This window comes from Hymenobacter sp. YC55 (genome assembly GCF_029433095.1).
Lineage (GTDB): Bacteria > Bacteroidota > Bacteroidia > Cytophagales > Hymenobacteraceae > Hymenobacter.
On record NZ_JARNTX010000001.1, the window covers coordinates 2193926 to 2212089 of the forward strand.

An 18164-nucleotide genomic window follows, 5' to 3' on the forward strand; every position below is an offset into this window, starting at 1 on the left:
TTCGAGTTGTAAGCAAAAGTTGCGTTTAAGCTCAACCAGAGGCATAAATAGCCATCAGAAAGGTGTCTTCCCGCATCGCCAACCGGCAAGCAACGACGTATGAGCCTGCATCAACGGCAAACGAATGGAAGCGACAAACGACATAGATAGTGGGTATTCACAGGTGCTCGGTGCACCTGGTTCTTCGCCTACCTACTGGCTCACCCGCTTTGTACTACTGCGCCTGCTAGGGGTGCTTTACGCCATTGCCTTTCTGGTCGCTATCAATCAGCTGGTGCCGCTGATTGGTTCGCATGGGTTGCTACCGGTTGGCAGCTACCTTCGGCAGATCAGTGCAGCCTTGGGGTCCGAGGGAGCTGGTTTTCTGCGTTTGCCGTCGGTTTTCTGGCTCGGGCATTCCGACGCGGCCCTGCTCACGGTGGCCTGGCTGGGGTTTGCGCTTTCCTGCGTGGTGGTGGCGGGTTATGCCAACGCGCTGCTGCTGGCGGTGCTTTGGTTTTTGTATATGTCCATCGTGCACGTTGGGCAAGAGTGGTACGGGTACGGGTGGGAGATTCAGCTTACAGAAACTGGCTTTCTGGCCGTTTTCCTTTGCCCCCTGCTCGACTGGCGGCCGTTTCCTAAGTATGCGCCCCCGATGCCCATCATCGTGCTGTTTCGGTGGCTGACTTTCCGCATTATGCTCGGGGCCGGCCTGATCAAGGTCCGCGGGGACGAGGTATGGCGCAATAGCACCGCCCTCTACTATCACTTCGAAACGCAGCCTATTCCCGGGCCTTTGAGCCGGTGGTTTCATTTTCTACCGCGCACCGTTCTGCAAGTGGGCGTCTGGTTCAACTGGCTGGCCGAGCTGGCAGCGCCCTTCTTTGTGTTTGGGCCCCGGTTTGCCCGCCACCTGGCCGGGGTGATAATCGTGTTGTTTCAACTCAACATTATTCTCAGTGGCAATCTTTCCTTTTTGAACTGGCTGACCATCGTGCCGGCGCTGGCTTGTTTTGATGACAACTTCTGGGTGAGGCTCCTCCCCCGCCAACTCGTGCGGAAGGCGCAGGCGGCCGCCGACCGCGCCGAAACCTCTAAACCCATGCAGACCACGGCCTGGGTTGTCACTGCCATCATCGGCCTGCTCAGCGTTCAGCCTACCCTCAACATGGTGTCGCCGGGGCAAATCATGAATACCTCATTCGACCCGCTGGACTTGGTAAATACCTACGGCGCCTTCGGGAGCGTGGGCAAAGAGCGGTGGAACGTAGTTTTCGAGGGCACCGCGGACGAAGATTCCACCGATCAAGCCAACTGGCAGCCGTATATCTACAAGGGCTTGCCGGTCTTGCTTAACCAGCGGCCGCCCCAAGTAGCGCCCTACCAGCTGCGCCTGGACTGGCAAATGTGGTTTGCCGCCATGGCGACACCAGCTGAATATCCTTGGACGATAAACTTGGTTTCAAAGCTTTTGCACAACGACCCCGCGGCGGTGAGTTTGTTTGCCCGCAACCCCTTCCCCAACCAGCCGCCGCGCTACGTCCGGGCCGTGCGGTACCGATACATGTTTGCCCCGCCCGGTACTCCGCAAGGTCTGTATTGGCAGCGCCAGCGGGTGGACCTTTGGCTACCGCCCCTGTCGGCCAACGACCCGCGCCTGATAGAGTTTCTGAAAAGCGCCGGCTGGGCTCCGTAAGTTGACTGCTGCTACGTGCTACCGCGAAACAAGCACCCGCACTGTCTCGCGCTGGCCGCCCACGAGCAACGAGCAGGTATATAAACCCGCGGGTAGGTTGTGGCCGTGAAGCGATAATGCGTAGTGCTGGCCTTTGCGCACGGTGCCGTCGTACAGGATGGCCACCTGTTGGCCCAATTGATTGTAGACCTGCACCTGGGCGGCTCCGTCAAGCGCGGGCCGGAAGCTTACTGTGGCTGTGGCTGCCGCCGGGTTCGGGTAGACCGTCAATTTCTGCCGACTACTTGCTTCGCTCACGGCCACCCGCGTTGCAGTGTCCAGTGGGCGCAGGAAGGCGTTGCTGGTTTGAGCGTATTTGATGGTGGCGAAGTCGAAAACTGGGGCGTGGCCAGTTGAGTTGCCGCTTACGTGGACGTTGCCGGCCGCATCTAGCTTAAGGTGGAGCGCCTGATCCATGCCGTTACCGGGGCCGTTGTAACGCGCCTCCCACAGTTGCGCACCAGTGGCGGCGTACTTGAGCGTAGCGTAGTCGGTGTTGCTACCGCTGCCGGTCGAGGCGCCCGTCACGTACACGTTGCCGGTGGCATCCGTGGCTAAGGCGGTAGCATAGTCGTCGCGGTTGGCGGGGCCGTTGTAGCGGGCTGCCCACTCCTGCTGGCCGCTGCTGCCGGTGTATTTCACCGTGGCATAGTCCCGGGTGTTATCGGCGTTGTACGATGCACCGGTCACGTACACGCTGCCGGCGGCGTCCACGGCTACTCCCGACGGTTCATCACGGCGGCTGTCAACGCCGTTGTAGCGCGCCGTCCACTGCGGCTGGCCGCTGGCGCCGTCGTACTTAATGGTTACATAGTCGTAGCCGTTGGTATCGGTCAGGGAGCGGCCCGTCACGTACACGTGATTGGCAGCGTCCACGGTTAGGGCCGTAAGTCGGTCGTCGGAGGAAGTGGCCATTCCGGTATAGCTGGTTTTCCAGAGTTGCCCGCCGTTGCGGCCCGCGTACTTAACGGTGGCATAGCCGAAGCTGGAGTTGCTACTGCTGGCAGAAGAACCACCCACCAGCACGTCGCCGGCCGCATCCAGAGTCATGCTTAGTGCTATGTTTACGCTGCTTGGGGGGCCATTAAAAGATGCTACCCACAGCAGCGTTCCGTCGGCTGCGTATTTTCCAGTATCGAAGTCGGCGCCGGAAACATACACGTTGCCCGCCGCGTCCGCCGCAATATCAACTACGGGAACGGCCATTAGTGGATCGGTAGGCACTTGCCAGAGCTGCTGCCCATTGGGTGAGTACTTGACGATAAAAGAGCTACCGAAGTCGGAGCCGCAGATATAAACGTTGCCCGCCGCGTCCACAGCCAGGCTGGACCGCTCAACCCGAAACACGTTGGGACGGAAACGACGGCGCGCCTCCCAAAGCAGCTGCCCGCTAGGCGAATATTTGACGGTGAGGTAGGCCGTTTGCACTTGAAAGGCACCTCCTAGAAATAGGCTGTTATTGCTGGTTCCCGTCACATACACGTTGCCTGCCGCATCTACGGCAAAGTCGGTTAGCAAATACGAGCCCATGCGAATACCGGAGTAAGTAGCCTGCCAAAGTACCTGGCCCGTAGCAGCGGCGTACTTGCCCACGGCATAGTCGAAATCGTTGGGGCTACGGCCCGCTGCATCACCAACCACGACTACGTTGCCGAGGCCATCTAGCGTCAGGTGGGTGGGCGCTTCGTCGCCGGGGGCGGGTCCGTGGTAACGGCTGGTCCAGCGCACCTGCCCCGCGGTGGAGTAGAGCACGGTAGCATACTCGCTCTGGCCGCGGCCCGTAAACGAGCGGCCCGTTACGGCCACGTTGCCTTCCCCATCAATGGCCACATCCCGCGCTTCCTCGTAGCCACCGTCCGGGCCGTTGTACTGGGCTTGCCAGAGCGGTTGCCCACTGCCAGCAGCGTATTTGTACGTGACATAATCCCAGTTGCCGCGGGTGGTTTCAGCATAGCCGGTCACCACCACGTTGCCTGCCGCGTCCAGAGTTAGGGCAGTGGCTTCGTCGTAGCCGCCGGCGGCTCCCTCGAAATGCTGCACCCACTCCTGCTGCCCACTGGAGGCGTAGCGCACGGTGGCGTAGTCGTAGCTGCGGCCGTTGTCGGAGGTGCCTGTCACGGTCACGTGGCCGGTGGCATCCACGGCCAAGTCGCGCACCAGGTCGTAGCTGTTGGCGGGGGCGTTGTAGAAAGCAGCCCACTGCAACTGACCGGTTGTGGCGTCGTATTTGAGCGTGGCATAGTCGCTTTGGGTGCTGGTGTAGGTTGTGCCGGTCACGTACACGTGGCCGGTGGCATCTACGGCTACACTGGTGGGCAAATCATCCCCGCTAGTCGCGCCGTTGTACTGCGCTTGCCAGAGCAATTGGCCGCTGGCCGAGTAGCGGACCGTGGCGTAATCGTAGCGGTTGCTGCCTTGGTAGGAAGTACCGGTCACAACTACGTTGCCTGCCGCATCTACGGCCACGCTACTAGCCAAATCATCCTGATTATCAGGCCCGTTGTAGCGCGCTTCCCACAGCTGCTGGCCGCGGGCCGAGTATTTCACGGTCAGGTAATCATAAAGTGTGCTGCCGTACGATGAACCCGTCACCACCACGTTACCGTCTCGGTCCACGGCCAAGCTCGTCGGCACCCTATCGTTGAAACCACTGTAGACAGCTTCCCACAGCTGGCGGCCGCTACCACCGTCGTACTTAATGGTGACGTAAGTATAGCTGGTAGAGCGGAAAGCATAGCCTGTTACGTACACATTGCCCGCCGAATCGGTTGCCGTTGCCGTTACTTTATCGTAGCTGTTTTCTGCCCAATTATAGCGCGCTAGCCACGCTTCACTGACGAGGCCGGAACTCAGGGCGCGGCCATTGGCTTCGGCTGGCGTGCTGGAAAGTCGTTTGCCCGTTTGTGTTCGGCTGGTTCTCGGGTCCGCGGCGGTCTGGTCGGGCAGGCTGTGGTGCAATGCGTGAGCTCCGGCGGGCAAGCGAAGATCTGGCAGTAGAGAAGTTTGTGGGGGCCGAGTTTTATCCTTAGCCTGAAGGGGGAAATTCTGCGCCTGGGTGGAGGGCAGACAAAGAAGTACGCTGGCTACCAAAGGCAGCAAACGCATGCAAGCTGGTTTCATGGCCTAATAGCTTAGAAAAAAGCGGCAACAGATGGCAGGCAGGACCTGCAAACAACGAGGAAGTAAACTCCGCGTGGGAGTGCTGCCGGCCAGCGCTTCGCGCTAGGCACCTGATTTCACTGGCAGGGCTGAGCAGCTGAGTAGAATATAGAAAGTAGTGAATAAACATGGTACCAAGCAAGACCTAGGCCACACAAAACTTGCGTTGCATCAGGTCAAGAGCATTACACCCAACCATACGCCTGATTATTCGGTTAGCAGACCATGGAATCACCGCAGTTGCCCACCTTCGGCTTCAATGCCTACCCCCAAACAACGGAGCCCGCTGTCCGCGAGCTGCCCACGGAAGCCCTGGAACAACTTGTATTGTATCGGCGCGAGGAGCGGTTTGCCACTTGTCGGCAGCACATCGAGTTGCACCGCCGGGCGTTCTACAAGCTCTCCTTGTTCGGGGAAGGCGGGGGCACGTTCACCCTCGACGACGATGTCATTACGGTCGCGCCACGGTCCATTCTGCTCGTGAAGCCGAACACCGCCTTGAGCTGGCGCTTGCACGGAGGCCCGCAGACGGGCCTGTACGGCTTTTTCTCTCCCGATTTCTACAATGCCGGCCTACTACCAGCCTACCAGATTGAGGCGGTGCTGGCGGGTGGCGCGCCCTACGTATACCACGCCTGCACCCCCACCGAGTACGCTGCGCTTCAGCTCAGCGGCGAGCAGCTCTACACCCAGCAACAGCACCTCGAAAAAGCCCGCCTCTACCTGCGCCTGCTGCTCACCGATATTCGCAACTGGGAAAAACCCACTGCTGCCGCTTCACACACAGCGCCGGTTGTGCAGCAATTTTTGCAGCTCATCGAAGTGCGCCTAGCAACCCACGAGCCCGCGCTAGCCCTGGATGCCTACGCCGATGCGCTCTGCGTCGATGCCAAGTACCTGAGTGCGCTGTGCCGCAAAGCCACCGGCAAAAGTGCGGCTCGCCTGCTCAAGGAAAAGGTAACCACGGAAGCCAAAGTGCTGCTGACCGGCACGCAGCTCCCCATCAGCGACATTGCCTATCAGCTGGCATTTTATGATGTGGCCCACTTCTCGCGCTGGTTCAAGCAGGAAGTCAACCAAACGCCCTCGGCGTACCGGGCGCAGTTTACGGGGTACAAATAGTTCGGCGATTTGTACAAAGCGCAGCGTGGGCGGGTACCTAGCTTTGCCCCTAGGCTCCCCACAAGGGGAGTCACTGGGAAGTAGCGGCTAAATGCTACCCCTGGTTTTGCTTTCCCGTACACCTCCTCATGGATAAAATTGCTTTAATTGTTGGTGCCAGCGGTATTGTTGGCAGCAACTTGGCCAAAGAACTGCTGGCCACTGGCTGGACCACGTACGGTCTGGCCCGCAACCCCAAAACCGATATAGCCGGCTTGCACCCCGTAGCTGCCGACCTGCTTCACCCCGAAACCCTGGCTGCCGCCCTAGCCGACGTGGCGCCCACCCACATCTTCCTGACCAGCTGGATGCGCCAAGAAACCGAAGCCGAAAACATTCGCGTGAACGGTGCCATGGTGCGCAACCTGCTCGCGGCCCTGTCGCCCAAGCACTCGGTGCAGCACGTAGCCCTGGTCACGGGCCTCAAGCACTACCTCGGGCCGTTTGATTCCTACGCCCGGGGTGGCTCCTTGCCGGCTACTCCATTGCGGGAAGAGCAGCCCCGCCTCGACCTCGAAAACTTCTATTACGCCCAGGAAGACGAAGTTTTTGCCGCGGCCGCGCGCGACGGCTTCAGCTGGAGCATTCACCGCCCGCATACCATTATCGGCCAGGCCGTGGGCAACCTCATGAACATGGGCACCACGCTGGCCGTGTACGCCAGCCTTTGCAAGGAAACCGGCCAACCTTTCCGCTGGCCGGGCTCGGAAGCGCAGTGGAACGGCCTTTCCGACGTAACCGATGCCCGCGTGCTTGCCAAGCAACTGGCCTGGGCCGCCACGACGGAAGCAGCCCGTAATCAGGCGTTCAACATCACCAACGGCGACTATTTCCGCTGGAGCTGGCTGTGGCCGCGGCTAGCCGACTGGTTTGGTGTTGAGTGGGAAGGCTACGACGGCACGGTGCACCCGCTGGAAGCAGAGCTAGCCGACGCTGCCGACCGCTGGCGCGACCTAGCCACCCGGCACCAACTAGCCGTAACTGACCTAAACAAGTTGGCTTCGCCCTGGCACACCGACCTGGACCTGGGCCGCCCAATTGAAGTAATGACCGATATGTCGAAAAGCCGCCAGTTGGGCTTCATGGTATATCAGCGCACCGAAGATTCGTTTTTCGACCTGTTTGCGCAGCTGCGGGCGGATCGGCTGATTCCGTAAGCGGCTCCCGCGGGGCTGCCAACTGACCTACAGGCGGCCCCGCAAGACCTATTCTTTTCTAACGCAACTTCTCTTTCAGCAAAGGCCCTTACTGTTACCGGTTAGGGCCTTTGCATTTTTCTTGTTTGTTTCTTATGTCTACGCAGCCGGGCAATCTTAGCAACAACGATTCACGGGCCGATAACCGCCACCGCCCGCCGGAGCGCACGTCCTACCGCACTACCACGGAGCCGCTTATCGTCACGCCAACTTTTCTTACGCGCGCCGATGCCACGCCGCGCTCCCTGCGCCCCCTCGACCAGGGCTTCACCACCAGCCGTACCGGCGAGGCGCTGGAAAACCCCGATACCGAGCCAGCTGAAATTGCTCTGGAAGTCAACCCCAATCTAGCCTTCGAGCATTGGGATGAATACTGGCGCAAGGTGCACGGCCCCAAGTTTGCCTACGAAGAGCCGGGCAGCACCTCGGAGCCCGTGCTGCGCTACGACCAAGTGCACCGCATTGCAGGCGGGCCCTCGTCTTACTTCCACCCTCCCTACCAGGCCATGACACAGGCAAACGGCAAGCTCGTAGCCGATCCTCATGCCCACGTGCCGGCTTATGAGCGCCCGCGCTGGGATGGGTTTGCGTATATCGCCTACGCCGCGCAGGCCGACATCGAGCGGGTGCTTAAGCAAGAGCAGTACGATAAGCGCATTGCCGCCGACGAGCAAGTAGCGTTTCGGATGGTTACGCGCTCCATCACTCGCGAGTACATTTTGCTGCCCAGCGCCCAGCACCGCGACCCAATCAGCTTGGTTAAGATTCATTACCGGCGCCCCGAGCTTACCCGCGAGGCGTTCCAGGAGCAACTGCTCCGGCAGCATGCGCCGCTGGTGCTCGCCCAGCCGGCCACCCACCAGTACGTGCGCCGCTACGCCCAGCTACACAACATCGGCTCGACCCAACACGACCCGGAAGGCAGCCTGATGGATGCCATTTCGGTGCTGGCCTTTGCTTCCCTCAACGACGTGGAAGACTACTTGGTGAGCGACGATTACCGCGCCATTGCCGCCCACGAAGCCACTTTCACGGACGTGGCGCAGTCAGAGTACTGGACTGGCCTCAACTACAGTGTTATCAATCGGCTCTTGCCCGAACTGGCCACCAAGTACTAGAGCAAGCATGCGAAACGGCCAAGCAGTCTTGCCTATGTAGCAGAACCTAGCGAGCACCCAGTACAGCCGGCACCAGCTATTAAACTAGCAGCCGGTAAGCAACTAAGCGAGGCGGTAGCTAGCGGGAAGGCAGAGCATTTTAAGTAAGTTGAAGCTTCTTTTGCTCTTCAACTGCCCATGATAAAGCTTCTTTTTTCCAGCGGCCTGTGGCTGTTAGCTACCGCCGCGGCTGCCCAGACCCGGCCGGCCCCCGTCACGTTTCTTAATCCGGCAACGGTGGCTCCGGCCAAAGGCTACTCGCACGCGGCGCAGGTGGATTTGGGGCCCTCTACCATGCTGATCATCTCCGGCCAAGTAGCTCTTGATGCGCAGGATGTCGTGGTCGGGCCGGGCAACATGGGGAAGCAGGCCGAGCAGGCTTTTGCCAACCTGAAAGCCATTGTGGAAGCCGCCGGCGGCACCATGCGCGATGTTGTGAAACTCTCGTATTTTTTGCTTGATGTTTCGCAGTTGCCCGCCGTACGAACCGCCCGGGACCGGTATATCAACACGGCCACTCCACCGGCCAGCACGGCCGTGCAGGTCAGCAAGCTTTTCCGCGAAGATCTATTGATCGAGATTGAAGCCACAGCCATTATACCCAAAAAGCCAGGCAGCCGTTAACTGCTCCACAAGCTATACGCGGCCTGTTTTGCAAAGTAGTTTGGGTGGCTCGCACTAAAGCAGGCGTGTAGTATCTTCAGCTTTCCGGCTGCAATTCACTTCTCTAGCTACCTGAGCGTTGGCAGCGCGGCTTCTACTCATGTAAGGCCAAGGCGCGCAGGTGCGTTCGATAGACTTGTGTATGGATACGTTCAAAGCTCTTTACTCCAACTCTATCACCCTGCACCTCATCAACGAGGACAACCTGGCGCAAGTCGATTCCTTGTTTCAGGGATTTGCCGACTCAGCGGACATGCTGGCTGAGCTCCACGAAAATTATTTGCCTGAATACCGCCGCGGCCGCCGCATAAACTATGGCTTCTATTCGATGCTAGGTTCCGAGTTGGCCGGTATGACCTTACTAAGCATCGACAGCTGGGAAGAGCGTGCCGGCTCGACCGGAGCCGACATCTTCGAGCACATGCGCGGCCGGGGCATAACGCCGGGCAGCAAGCCGCACCTGTTCTACCTGGCGTTCGAACTGCTAGGCCTCAACCGCGTGGCCACCGGCCACCGAGTGTCTAACCTGTCGTCGAAGCGTTCCATTGCCAAAACGCCGGGGTTTCAATTCGAGGGCATTATGCGCGAGTCGGGCGTAAACGAGCAAGGCGAGTTCGAGGACGAAATGCTGTACGCCATCCTGCGCCGCGATTGGCTGGAGCTCTACGACAAGTCGCAGGTGCAGATAATTTACTAATCGTAGAAAGAGTTTTTCTACTGACTTGAGCTGTCAGGATGCTACTCCTTTGCTCTTACTACCACGTGGTCAATGTTGGGTTGTAAATGAAAAACGCTAGACGTTTAACACAAACGTTTGCGAATTACTGCTTGGTTTTCCTTTTCAGCTTCCAGCATACTACCAATCATGTAATATGCTTCTACGGGCCTTTCAGCGGCATAGAACGGTTGGATTAGCCTGTTCTACATCCTTTAATAATTCTCTTACGACATTAAATATGCCGTTGAACTAGCCCTCCAAGAACTCGCTTGGCGCGCTTTCAGCTAAACATTAATCTAAATTTTCTAGAAGTCTTTTTACTAAACAATATTTGAATAAGACAAAAACCTATCTAAATATTGAATTTAACTTATAAACGCTATACATTTTATGAGTAACACATGAAGATTGTTCAATATTTTCTATATGTTACGCAAACGATTGCGAGAGGCCTTCTTTTTTACACAATCCATTGTGTAATCAGACCTCCATTGGCTTTGTAACACCCTACCCTTTCTTACAATGAGCCCATAACTCATACAGCAAGCTCCTAACTGGTCTGCATGCCCCCACACCCGTCCGGGTTCGGGCTCGGAGTCTGTTCCGCCCACTGCTTTTGCAGTACTGTCCATTCATCAAATACCCACATGCGTATGAAAAACAGAGTACAAACTAAGTCAGTACATGGCATCATTCGGGGGTCGTTGGCGTCAGCTGTCCTGTGCGCTTCCGTCGAGGTAGCCATGGGCGCCACCGACGAGAGCACACCGCGGAGCATAGCTTCGCTGCCTCCCGTCTCGCCAGCTATCGACCTGAGTACGCCCGACGTTCCAGTCCGCGGCACTGTCACCGACACGAAAGGCGACCCCCTGCCGGGGGTGAACGTGGTGGTCAAGGGCACTACCAACGGAACGCAAACCGATGCCCAAGGCAGTTTCAGCATCACCGCGCCCGAAGGGGCTAAGCTGGTTTTCTCGTTTATCGGCTACAAGCCACAGGAAGTGGCTGCTAGTTCGGCCTCGCGCCTAACCATCCAACTCGCCTCCGACGATAAGGCGCTCGACGAAGTAGTGGTGGTAGGCTACGGCACGCAGTCGCGCGCTACGGTAACGGGGGCGGTGAGCAGCGTCAAATCCGAGGAAATTCTGCGCACGCCCGCTGTTGCGGCCACTAGTGCCCTGGTAGGTCGGGTGCCTGGTATTACGGCTCGCCAGGCCGATGCTCGGCCCGGCAACGGCTCCACAATTCAGATTCGCAATCTGGGCGACCCACTGTATGTTATTGACGGTGTGGTATCGGACGTAACCCAATTCAACAACATAGGCATCAGCGACATCGAGAATATCTCGATCCTGAAGGATGCTTCGGCGGCCATTTATGGTTTGCGGGCGGCCAACGGCGTTGTGCTGGTAACCACCAAACGAGGCCGAGCCAACCAGAAGCCAACAATCAGCATCTCGGGGTACTATGGCTTGCAGAATTTTACGAAGTATCCGCATCCGGCTAATGCCTACCAGCATCAGCGGGCCCTCGTCGAATCAGAGCAAAATCTAGCCCAGCAACAACGCCGCGCCCCAAACGCCGTCAACGACCCGGTAACTGGTATTCCGTTGACTGCTACTGAGCTTGAAAAATGGCGCCAAGGTACCGAGCCGGGCTACAAAAGCTACGACTACTACAAGATGGTGATGCGGCCCAACGTGCCGCAGTACTTTGTAAACGGGAGCCTCTCGGGCGGCAGCGACAACGTGACGTACTACCTCTCGGGCACCCACTTAAGCCAAGAGGCGCTCATCAAGGACTACCACTTCAAGCGCACCAACTTGCAGGCCAACATCGAAGCGCGAGTAACGCCTAAGCTCAAGATTGGCTCGCAGCTCAGTGCCCGCTACGAAGACCGGTTCCAGGCCGGCGTACCCGGTCTGGATGACTATTTCAACCCCTTCCTGAGCATTTTTAGCATGTGGCCCACCGAGCGGCCGTATGCCAACGACAACCCCAACTACATCAACCAGACGCACAACGTCAACGTCAACCCCGCTACCTACGACACCGATATTACGGGCACTATTCAGGAAGACACGCGGGCGGCCAAAGCCAACCTGTTTGCCGAGTACAGCTTCGACTTTGGCTTGACGGCACGCGCCACGGGTTCGTACAACTTCACCAACTTCAATTTCGACGGCTTCGAGTACACGTATAACGCATACCAGTACAACCCGACTACCGATACGTACTTCACTCAGCCAGGCTGGGGCAACCAAAACCCCTGGCGCGAAACGCGCCGCCGCAATATCATCGACCGTTTCGGGCAGCTACAGCTTAGCTACAACAAGCAGCTCGGCGACCATGGCATTGCCGCTGTAGCCGCTTACGAGCGGTACGACACCGACAACCGCTACAGCGTTATCCATACCGTACCGCCTAACAATACCATTCCTATTCAGCTGTTTGCCAGCCAGGACTTCTTGGCCGACGAGCGCAACGAGCGGGCTAGAGCGGGCTACATTGGCCGGGTAAACTACAACTACAAGCAGAAATACTTGGTTGAATTGCTCGGACGCTACGACGGCTCCTGGCTGTTTGCGCCGGGTCGCCGGTATGGCTTCTTTCCCGCGGCCACGGTTGGCTGGCGCCTGACCGAAGAGCCTTTCCTCAAGGACCGCGGCACCGACGTGCTGAGTGAGCTGAAGCTGCGTGGCAGCTACGGGCGCACCGGCGCCGACGACTTAGATGACCCCGACAACAACAACTACGTAGTTCCTCCTTACAGCTACGTACCGGGCTACAACTTCCCGGCGGGCAGCGCCATCTTCAATGGCAACTACACCTTTGGCGTACAGCCCCGTGGGTTGCCCATCACTACCCTCTCGTGGGTAACCAACATCACCTCGAACATCGGGGTGGATGTTGGCTTCCTGAATGGCAAGCTAACAGGCCAGTTCGACCTGTTTGAGCGGCGCCGCAAAGGGTTGCCGGCCGCGCAGTACGACATTTTGCTACCAAGCGAAGTAGGCTACTCGCTGCCACTAGCCAACCTCAACTCGGAGGCCACGCGCGGCGTGGAAGGGGCGCTAACCTACGCCAGCCAAGCCGGTGATTTCACTTACTCGGTGGGCGTAAACGCCACCCTATCTCGGCGCCGCGACCTGCAGCAGTACAAGCCGCGCTTTGGCAACTCCATCAACGAGTACCGCAACTCCTTTATCGACAGATGGGGCAGCATCGGCTGGGGCTACGAAGTAGTAGGGCAATTTCAGTCGGAGCAGGAAATTGCGGACTACACCGTTAATAATGACGGCCAGGGCAACCGCACGCAACTACCGGGCGACTTCATCTACAAGGATGTCAACAACGACGGTCTGATCACCGACCTGGATGAGCGGCCGATTGGCTACGTGGAGGGGGCGCCACCCTTGATCAACTACGCGCTGAACACCTCGTTCGGCTACAAAGGCTTCACGCTGAGCTTTGACATTGTGGGGGCCGGCATGCAAACTTTCCGCCGCGAGGTGGAGCTGCGCATTCCGTTCCAGAACAATGGCACCTCGCCCAACTACATTTTCGAGGACCGCTGGCATCACGAAGACCCCTACAACGCAGACAGCCCCTGGATACCGGGCAAGTACCCCGCCATTCGCCGCGACAATGCGGGTCACTCCAACTACAATCGTCGCAATGATTTCTGGGTTACCAACGTCCGTTACCTCCGCCTGCGCAACCTGGAGGTCGGCTACAACCTGCCCAAACCTTTCCTGAGCAAAGTCGGCATTTCGGCCTGTCGGGTGTACGTGAACGGAACCAACCTGTACCTGCTCACCAACATCAAAGACCTCGACATCGACCCCGAAATCTCTTCCAACGGCGGCTTGGTGTACCCACCCCAGCGCCTGTTCAACGCCGGTTTCGCGCTCAGCTTCTAATCCTGCCTCCCTATGAAGTTCTCTTATAAAACCTTTGCCCTAAGCCTAGGGCTTGTACTGGGCTTGTCGGCTTGCGAGAAAGATTTCCTGGACCGCCAATCGCCCAGTATTGTTCTGGAAGACCAGATCTGGAACGACCCGAACCTGATTAGCAGTTTGCTGGCCAACTACTACGACCGTCTGCCGGTCCACACGCAGATTGACGCCGGCTGGGAACAGTATGCCGCCTATGATGAGGCCCTGTGGTCGGGCAACGGCAACGGTCCGAATGACTTGTTCACGTTCGGTACCAACCGGTGGACCTATTGGGATTATGGCCTAATCAGAGACGTCAACTTGGCGCTCGATAATATCGACAAATTCAGCACGGCGCTGTCGGATGAGCAGAAAACGCAGTTCAAATCGGAATTGCGCTTCCTACGGGCCTACGTGTACTTCGAAATGGTAAAGCGGGTGGGTGGCGTGCCTATCGTCACCAGCCAGCTTATCTACGACTTCAGCGGCGATGCTTCTCCCCTGCAAAGCCCACGCAATAAAGAGTCGGAAGTATACGACTTCATTGCCAGTGAACTAGACGAGATAAAAGGCACGCTCGGCAATGCTGGCAGCAATACCCGCGCCAACCGCTACACGGCCATGGCGCTCAAGAGCCGCGCCATGCTCTACGCAGGCTCTATTGCCAAATACAATGCCTTGTCGGGCCTCAACATTCAGACCGCGGGCGGCGAAGTTGGCATTCCGGCATCGCGCGCCGCGGAGTATTACCAGAAGTCGCTGGATGCTTCCAAAGAGGTTATTGCCGGTCCGTATGCCTTGTACCGGACCAACCCCAACTTAGGAGAAAACTTCTATGATGCGATTACCAAAAAGTCGCCCAACTCGGAAGTTATTCTAGCGAAAGACTTCCTTACGGCCAAGAACCGGCGTCACGGCTTCACGTACGACAACATCCCGCGTGGTATCCGCGAAGACAACCTTTCGTCGTCTATTATCACGCCGATCTTGAACTTGGTGGAAGCGTACGAATACCTGGACGGCACACCGGGCGAAATAGCAACCCGCAACGCAGCCAATACCGACTACATCTACTACGACAACCTGAGCGCTCCGTTTGCTAATAAGGATGTTCGCCTGTACGGCACGGTCATTTATCCGGGTACTACGTTCCGCGGCCAGGAAGTGCAGATTCAGGCGGGCGTTAAAGTCTGGAACGCAGCCAATAACTCCTACCAAACCGTTGAAGGCGGCCTGTCGAGCGTGTACGGCGGCTCTACCTTCCCCGCCGGCGACAACAAGCTGCTCACGGGTAGCTCGGGCCCGCAGGCCACGCAAGTGGAAGTTTCCAACACGGGCTTCTACCTCCGCAAGTACATTGACCCGGTGCCAAAGACCAGTACCCGCGGTATTCTGAGCGACGTATGGTGGGTGCGTTTCCGCTTGGGCGAAGTGCTCCTGAATGCCGCCGAAGCTGCCTTCGAGCTCGGCCAGACGAACGATGCGCTTACCTACGTGAACCGCGTGCGGGAGCGGGCCGGCTTCCCGGCTAACAGCCTCACCGCAAGCACGCTGACGCTGGCTCGCCTCCAGAACGAGCGCCGAGTGGAGCTAGCCTTCGAAGACCACCGGGTGTGGGACCTGAAACGGTGGCGCATCGCGCACCAGGTGTGGAACGGCAATGCCAACAACTACAGCGCCGTAGCCTACGTGCTGTTTCCTTACCGCGTTGTGCGCCCCGGTAGCCCGCTCGATGGCAAGTACGTGTACGACCGCAAAGTTGCCCCCCGTTTCCGCACGCCGCGCAACTTCCAGGTGCTCAACTACTACTCCTTCATCGACCAGAACGTCATCAACAACAACCCCAAGATTGTTCGCAATCCTTTCCAATAAGGTCTCCTCATGAAAGCATTATTCAACCTTTTGCTGGTCGGCGCCTTCTTGTTGACCGGTTGTGAACTCGACAATGTGGACCCACCTAGCTCGACCCTGAGCGGACGCGTGGTTTATCAGGACCAGCCGGTGGGCGTGCGCAGCAACGGCGTACAGTTGGAGCTGTGGCAGCGGGGGTATCAGCTCTTCACCAAGATTCCGGTGTACGTAGGCCAGGACGGCACTTTTTCAGCTACCCTGTTCGACGGCAACTACAAGCTGGTGCGCCTGCGCGACAGTGGCCCCTGGGTGAACAGCACCGACAGCATCGACGTGCAAGTAAAGGGCAATACAATAGTTGATGTGCCGGTGCAGCCCTACTTTGTGGTGCGCAATGCCAGCTTCACTAAGTCGGGAAGTGTTGTCAACGCCACGTGTCAGGTAAGCCAGGCCATAGCCGGCCGCAACATTGAATCGGTGACGCTTTTTCTGAACTCCACACAGTTTGTCGATACCAACAACAACCTGATTGGTCAGTCAGTTAAGAACGGCACGGCCCTGGCCAACCTCTCGCAGCCGCTTGCTTTCTCGTTCACCTTGCCCTCCACGGTGCGCAACTTTTGCTACGCCCGCATCGGGGTTAAGACCCAGGGAGTAGTGGAGCTGTTTTACTCGCCGGTGCAGAAAATAGAGCTGTAACGCGCGTCAACAGCTGCTTTAACTAAAACCGCTTCTCTACATAAACGAAGCCTGCTCTATCTCCTATAGGCAGGCTTCGTTTGTAAAGAAGCGGTTTTAGCTTTTGGGAATGGTGCTAGTCTTGAGCCGTTGGGCGGATAATTATTTCGCCTACGTCTACGTCGGCGGGCTGTTCGAGTGCGAAGGCAATAGACCGGGCAATAGCTGCTGCCGAAATACCGATTTTGTCGCGCGCACTGAGTATCTGGGCCTTCACCTCCAGGTTGGTCATGGATTCTGCGAAATCCGTGTGCACAAAGCCCGGCGTAATCAGGGTTACGCGCAGCTTGTCGCCGGCTTCTTGGCGCAAGCCCTCCACTACGGCCCGCACCGCGAACTTGGTACCGGCGTACACGGCCATCGTGGGTACAACGCGTAGGCCGGCCGTAGACGCCACCGCCACAAAATGCCCGAATTCTTGCTGGCGAAATACGGGCAGCGCGGCCGCAATGCCATACAGCACCCCTTTGAGGTTAACGTCAACCATCTGCTCCCAATCCTCTACGCGCAGCTCGTCGAGCAAGGAAATCGGCCCAATGCCCGCATTATTGATTAGTACATCCAGCCGGCCGAACCGCTCCTTGGCTAGCTGCACCAGGTTGGCCACATCGGCGCGGCGCGTAACGTCGGTACTGATATAGGCAACCTCCCCGCCCGTGGCCGCAATGCGGTCGGCCAGCGCCGCCAGGCGGTCGAGGCGGCGCGCGCCCAGAACCACCTTGGCTCCGCGCTCGGCAAGTAGCAGCGCCGTTGCCTCGCCAATGCCGCTGCTCGCGCCCGTGATGGCCACAACCTTATTTTTCAATCCGTTTTCCATCGTGTTAGCGTTTACTGGTGATAACACAAAGGTCGCGGCAGCAGGTCGGCCAAAAGTATGCCGATCAATCCATAACTTATGAAAGCACCAGCAGTTGCCGCCGGTACTGCTGTGGGGGCTGGGTGGTGTGTTTTTTAAAGAAAGCGTTGAAATTGGAAGCATGCCCGAAGCCCAGGCAATACCCTATTTCGGCGATGCTCCAGTTGCTATGTTGTAGCAGCGCTTTGGCTTCGTCAATCAACTTCTCGGTGATATGCTCGGTCGTGGTTTTGCCCGTTGTTTCCCTTAAGGCCTTGTTTAAGTGATTGGTGTGCACGGCTAACTGCTCGGCAAACTCGTTTGCATTTTTGAGGGCCAGGGGCTGCTGCGGCGAGGCTACGGGAAATTGCCTATCCAGCAGATCCAAAAACAGCGAACAGAGCCGGGCCGCGGAAGTAACCGGCGGGTAGACGGGGGCAGAAGGCGCTAGTTTAAGCGCCTCATGAATAAGGAGCTGCACATAATTGCGAAGCACGTCATACTTGTTGGCGTACGAGGTCTGCATCTCCTTCATCAGTTGTTCGAAGAAAACTTTTAGCTGCTGCACCGACTCTGGTGGTGGAAACAGCACGGGCGTACCCCCTACGCGAAACAACGGCGAGTGGGCTATGCTTGCGGTTTTGAGCTGCTGCGTAACGAAATCCTCTGTGAACAAGCACGCAAAGCCGGTTTCTTGGCCCGAGGTTCGCTCCCAGGAATACGGTATCAGTGGATTAACAAACACTAAAGCGCACTGCTCCACCGCTACTTGGCGGTCGGCGTAAGACAGAATGCCTTGCGCGTTGCACAGCAGCTTTATCTTAAAGAAATCCCGCCGTACGTGCGGAAACGCAACGGGTGTGGCTACGTCCTCAATCCGATAAACAGTAAACTGATTGGTATGCGGCCGCCCCCTTTCGTAGCGCTGGTAATATTCCGCAAGGCTTTCGTTTGCTAGCATAGCACAAGATATGAAAATCAAATAACGCCTTGTTGCTAAGCCTATGGAAATGGAAGCCGCTCAGGAGGCA

Annotated in this window: 12 protein-coding genes; 9 read left to right on the forward strand and 3 right to left on the reverse strand. The window is 57.8% G+C overall.

Annotated elements, in window-relative coordinates; all coding sequences use genetic code 11:
* Positions 1–124: 124 nt before the first annotated feature.
* On the forward strand, positions 125–1678 hold the full coding sequence (locus P1X16_RS09405; protein WP_277227894.1) for a lipase maturation factor family protein: 1554 nt from the start codon (positions 125–127) through the stop codon (positions 1676–1678).
* Between the two features lie 18 nt (positions 1679–1696).
* On the opposite strand, the gene P1X16_RS09410 is transcribed toward P1X16_RS09405, so the two are convergent.
* Positions 1697–4837, reverse strand: coding sequence for a T9SS type A sorting domain-containing protein (locus P1X16_RS09410; protein WP_277227897.1), 3141 nt, complete (start codon positions 4835–4837; stop codon positions 1697–1699).
* Positions 4838–5101: 264 nt separating this feature from the next.
* On the opposite strand from P1X16_RS09410, the gene P1X16_RS09415 reads away from it, so the two are divergent.
* The 8 genes from P1X16_RS09415 to P1X16_RS09450 all read left to right on the forward strand — a co-directional run bounded on the left by P1X16_RS09415 (position 5102) and on the right by P1X16_RS09450 (position 16259).
* Positions 5102–5998: an AraC family transcriptional regulator gene (locus tag P1X16_RS09415; RefSeq protein ID WP_277227900.1), complete on the forward strand. Its 897-nt coding sequence runs from the start codon at positions 5102–5104 to the stop codon at positions 5996–5998.
* Between the two features lie 128 nt (positions 5999–6126).
* Positions 6127–7194, forward strand: coding sequence for an SDR family oxidoreductase (locus P1X16_RS09420; RefSeq protein WP_277227902.1), 1068 nt, complete (start codon positions 6127–6129; stop codon positions 7192–7194).
* A 134-nt stretch (positions 7195–7328) separates the two neighbouring features.
* Complete coding sequence (locus P1X16_RS09425) at positions 7329–8351, forward strand: EthD domain-containing protein (RefSeq protein ID WP_277227904.1); 1023 nt, start codon at positions 7329–7331, stop codon at positions 8349–8351.
* A 177-nt stretch (positions 8352–8528) separates the two neighbouring features.
* Positions 8529–9014 (forward strand): RidA family protein, encoded by a 486-nt coding sequence (locus tag P1X16_RS09430; protein WP_277227907.1) that lies wholly within the window; start codon positions 8529–8531, stop codon positions 9012–9014.
* Positions 9015–9195: 181 nt separating this feature from the next.
* A complete protein-coding gene (locus P1X16_RS09435; RefSeq protein WP_277227910.1) occupies positions 9196–9750 on the forward strand; it encodes a GNAT family protein in 555 nt (184 codons plus the stop codon).
* 674 nt (positions 9751–10424) lie between these two features.
* On the forward strand, positions 10425–13694 hold the full coding sequence (locus tag P1X16_RS09440; protein ID WP_277227912.1) for a TonB-dependent receptor: 3270 nt from the start codon (positions 10425–10427) through the stop codon (positions 13692–13694).
* 12 nt (positions 13695–13706) lie between these two features.
* The gene (locus tag P1X16_RS09445; protein WP_277227914.1) at positions 13707–15581 is read left to right on the forward strand and encodes a RagB/SusD family nutrient uptake outer membrane protein; all 1875 of its coding nucleotides are present in this window, start codon (positions 13707–13709) and stop codon (positions 15579–15581) included.
* Between the two features lie 9 nt (positions 15582–15590).
* A complete protein-coding gene (locus P1X16_RS09450; RefSeq protein ID WP_277227916.1) occupies positions 15591–16259 on the forward strand; it encodes a DUF3823 domain-containing protein in 669 nt (222 codons plus the stop codon).
* 115 nt (positions 16260–16374) lie between these two features.
* Here P1X16_RS09450 and P1X16_RS09455 read toward each other — a convergent pair whose 3' ends face one another.
* Positions 16375–17115, reverse strand: a complete 741-nt coding sequence (locus P1X16_RS09455) for an SDR family oxidoreductase (protein WP_346771249.1) — start codon at positions 17113–17115, stop codon at positions 16375–16377.
* Positions 17116–17191: 76 nt separating this feature from the next.
* On the reverse strand, positions 17192–18094 hold the full coding sequence (locus P1X16_RS09460; RefSeq protein WP_277227921.1) for a helix-turn-helix transcriptional regulator: 903 nt from the start codon (positions 18092–18094) through the stop codon (positions 17192–17194).
* Positions 18095–18164: the final 70 nt, after the last annotated feature.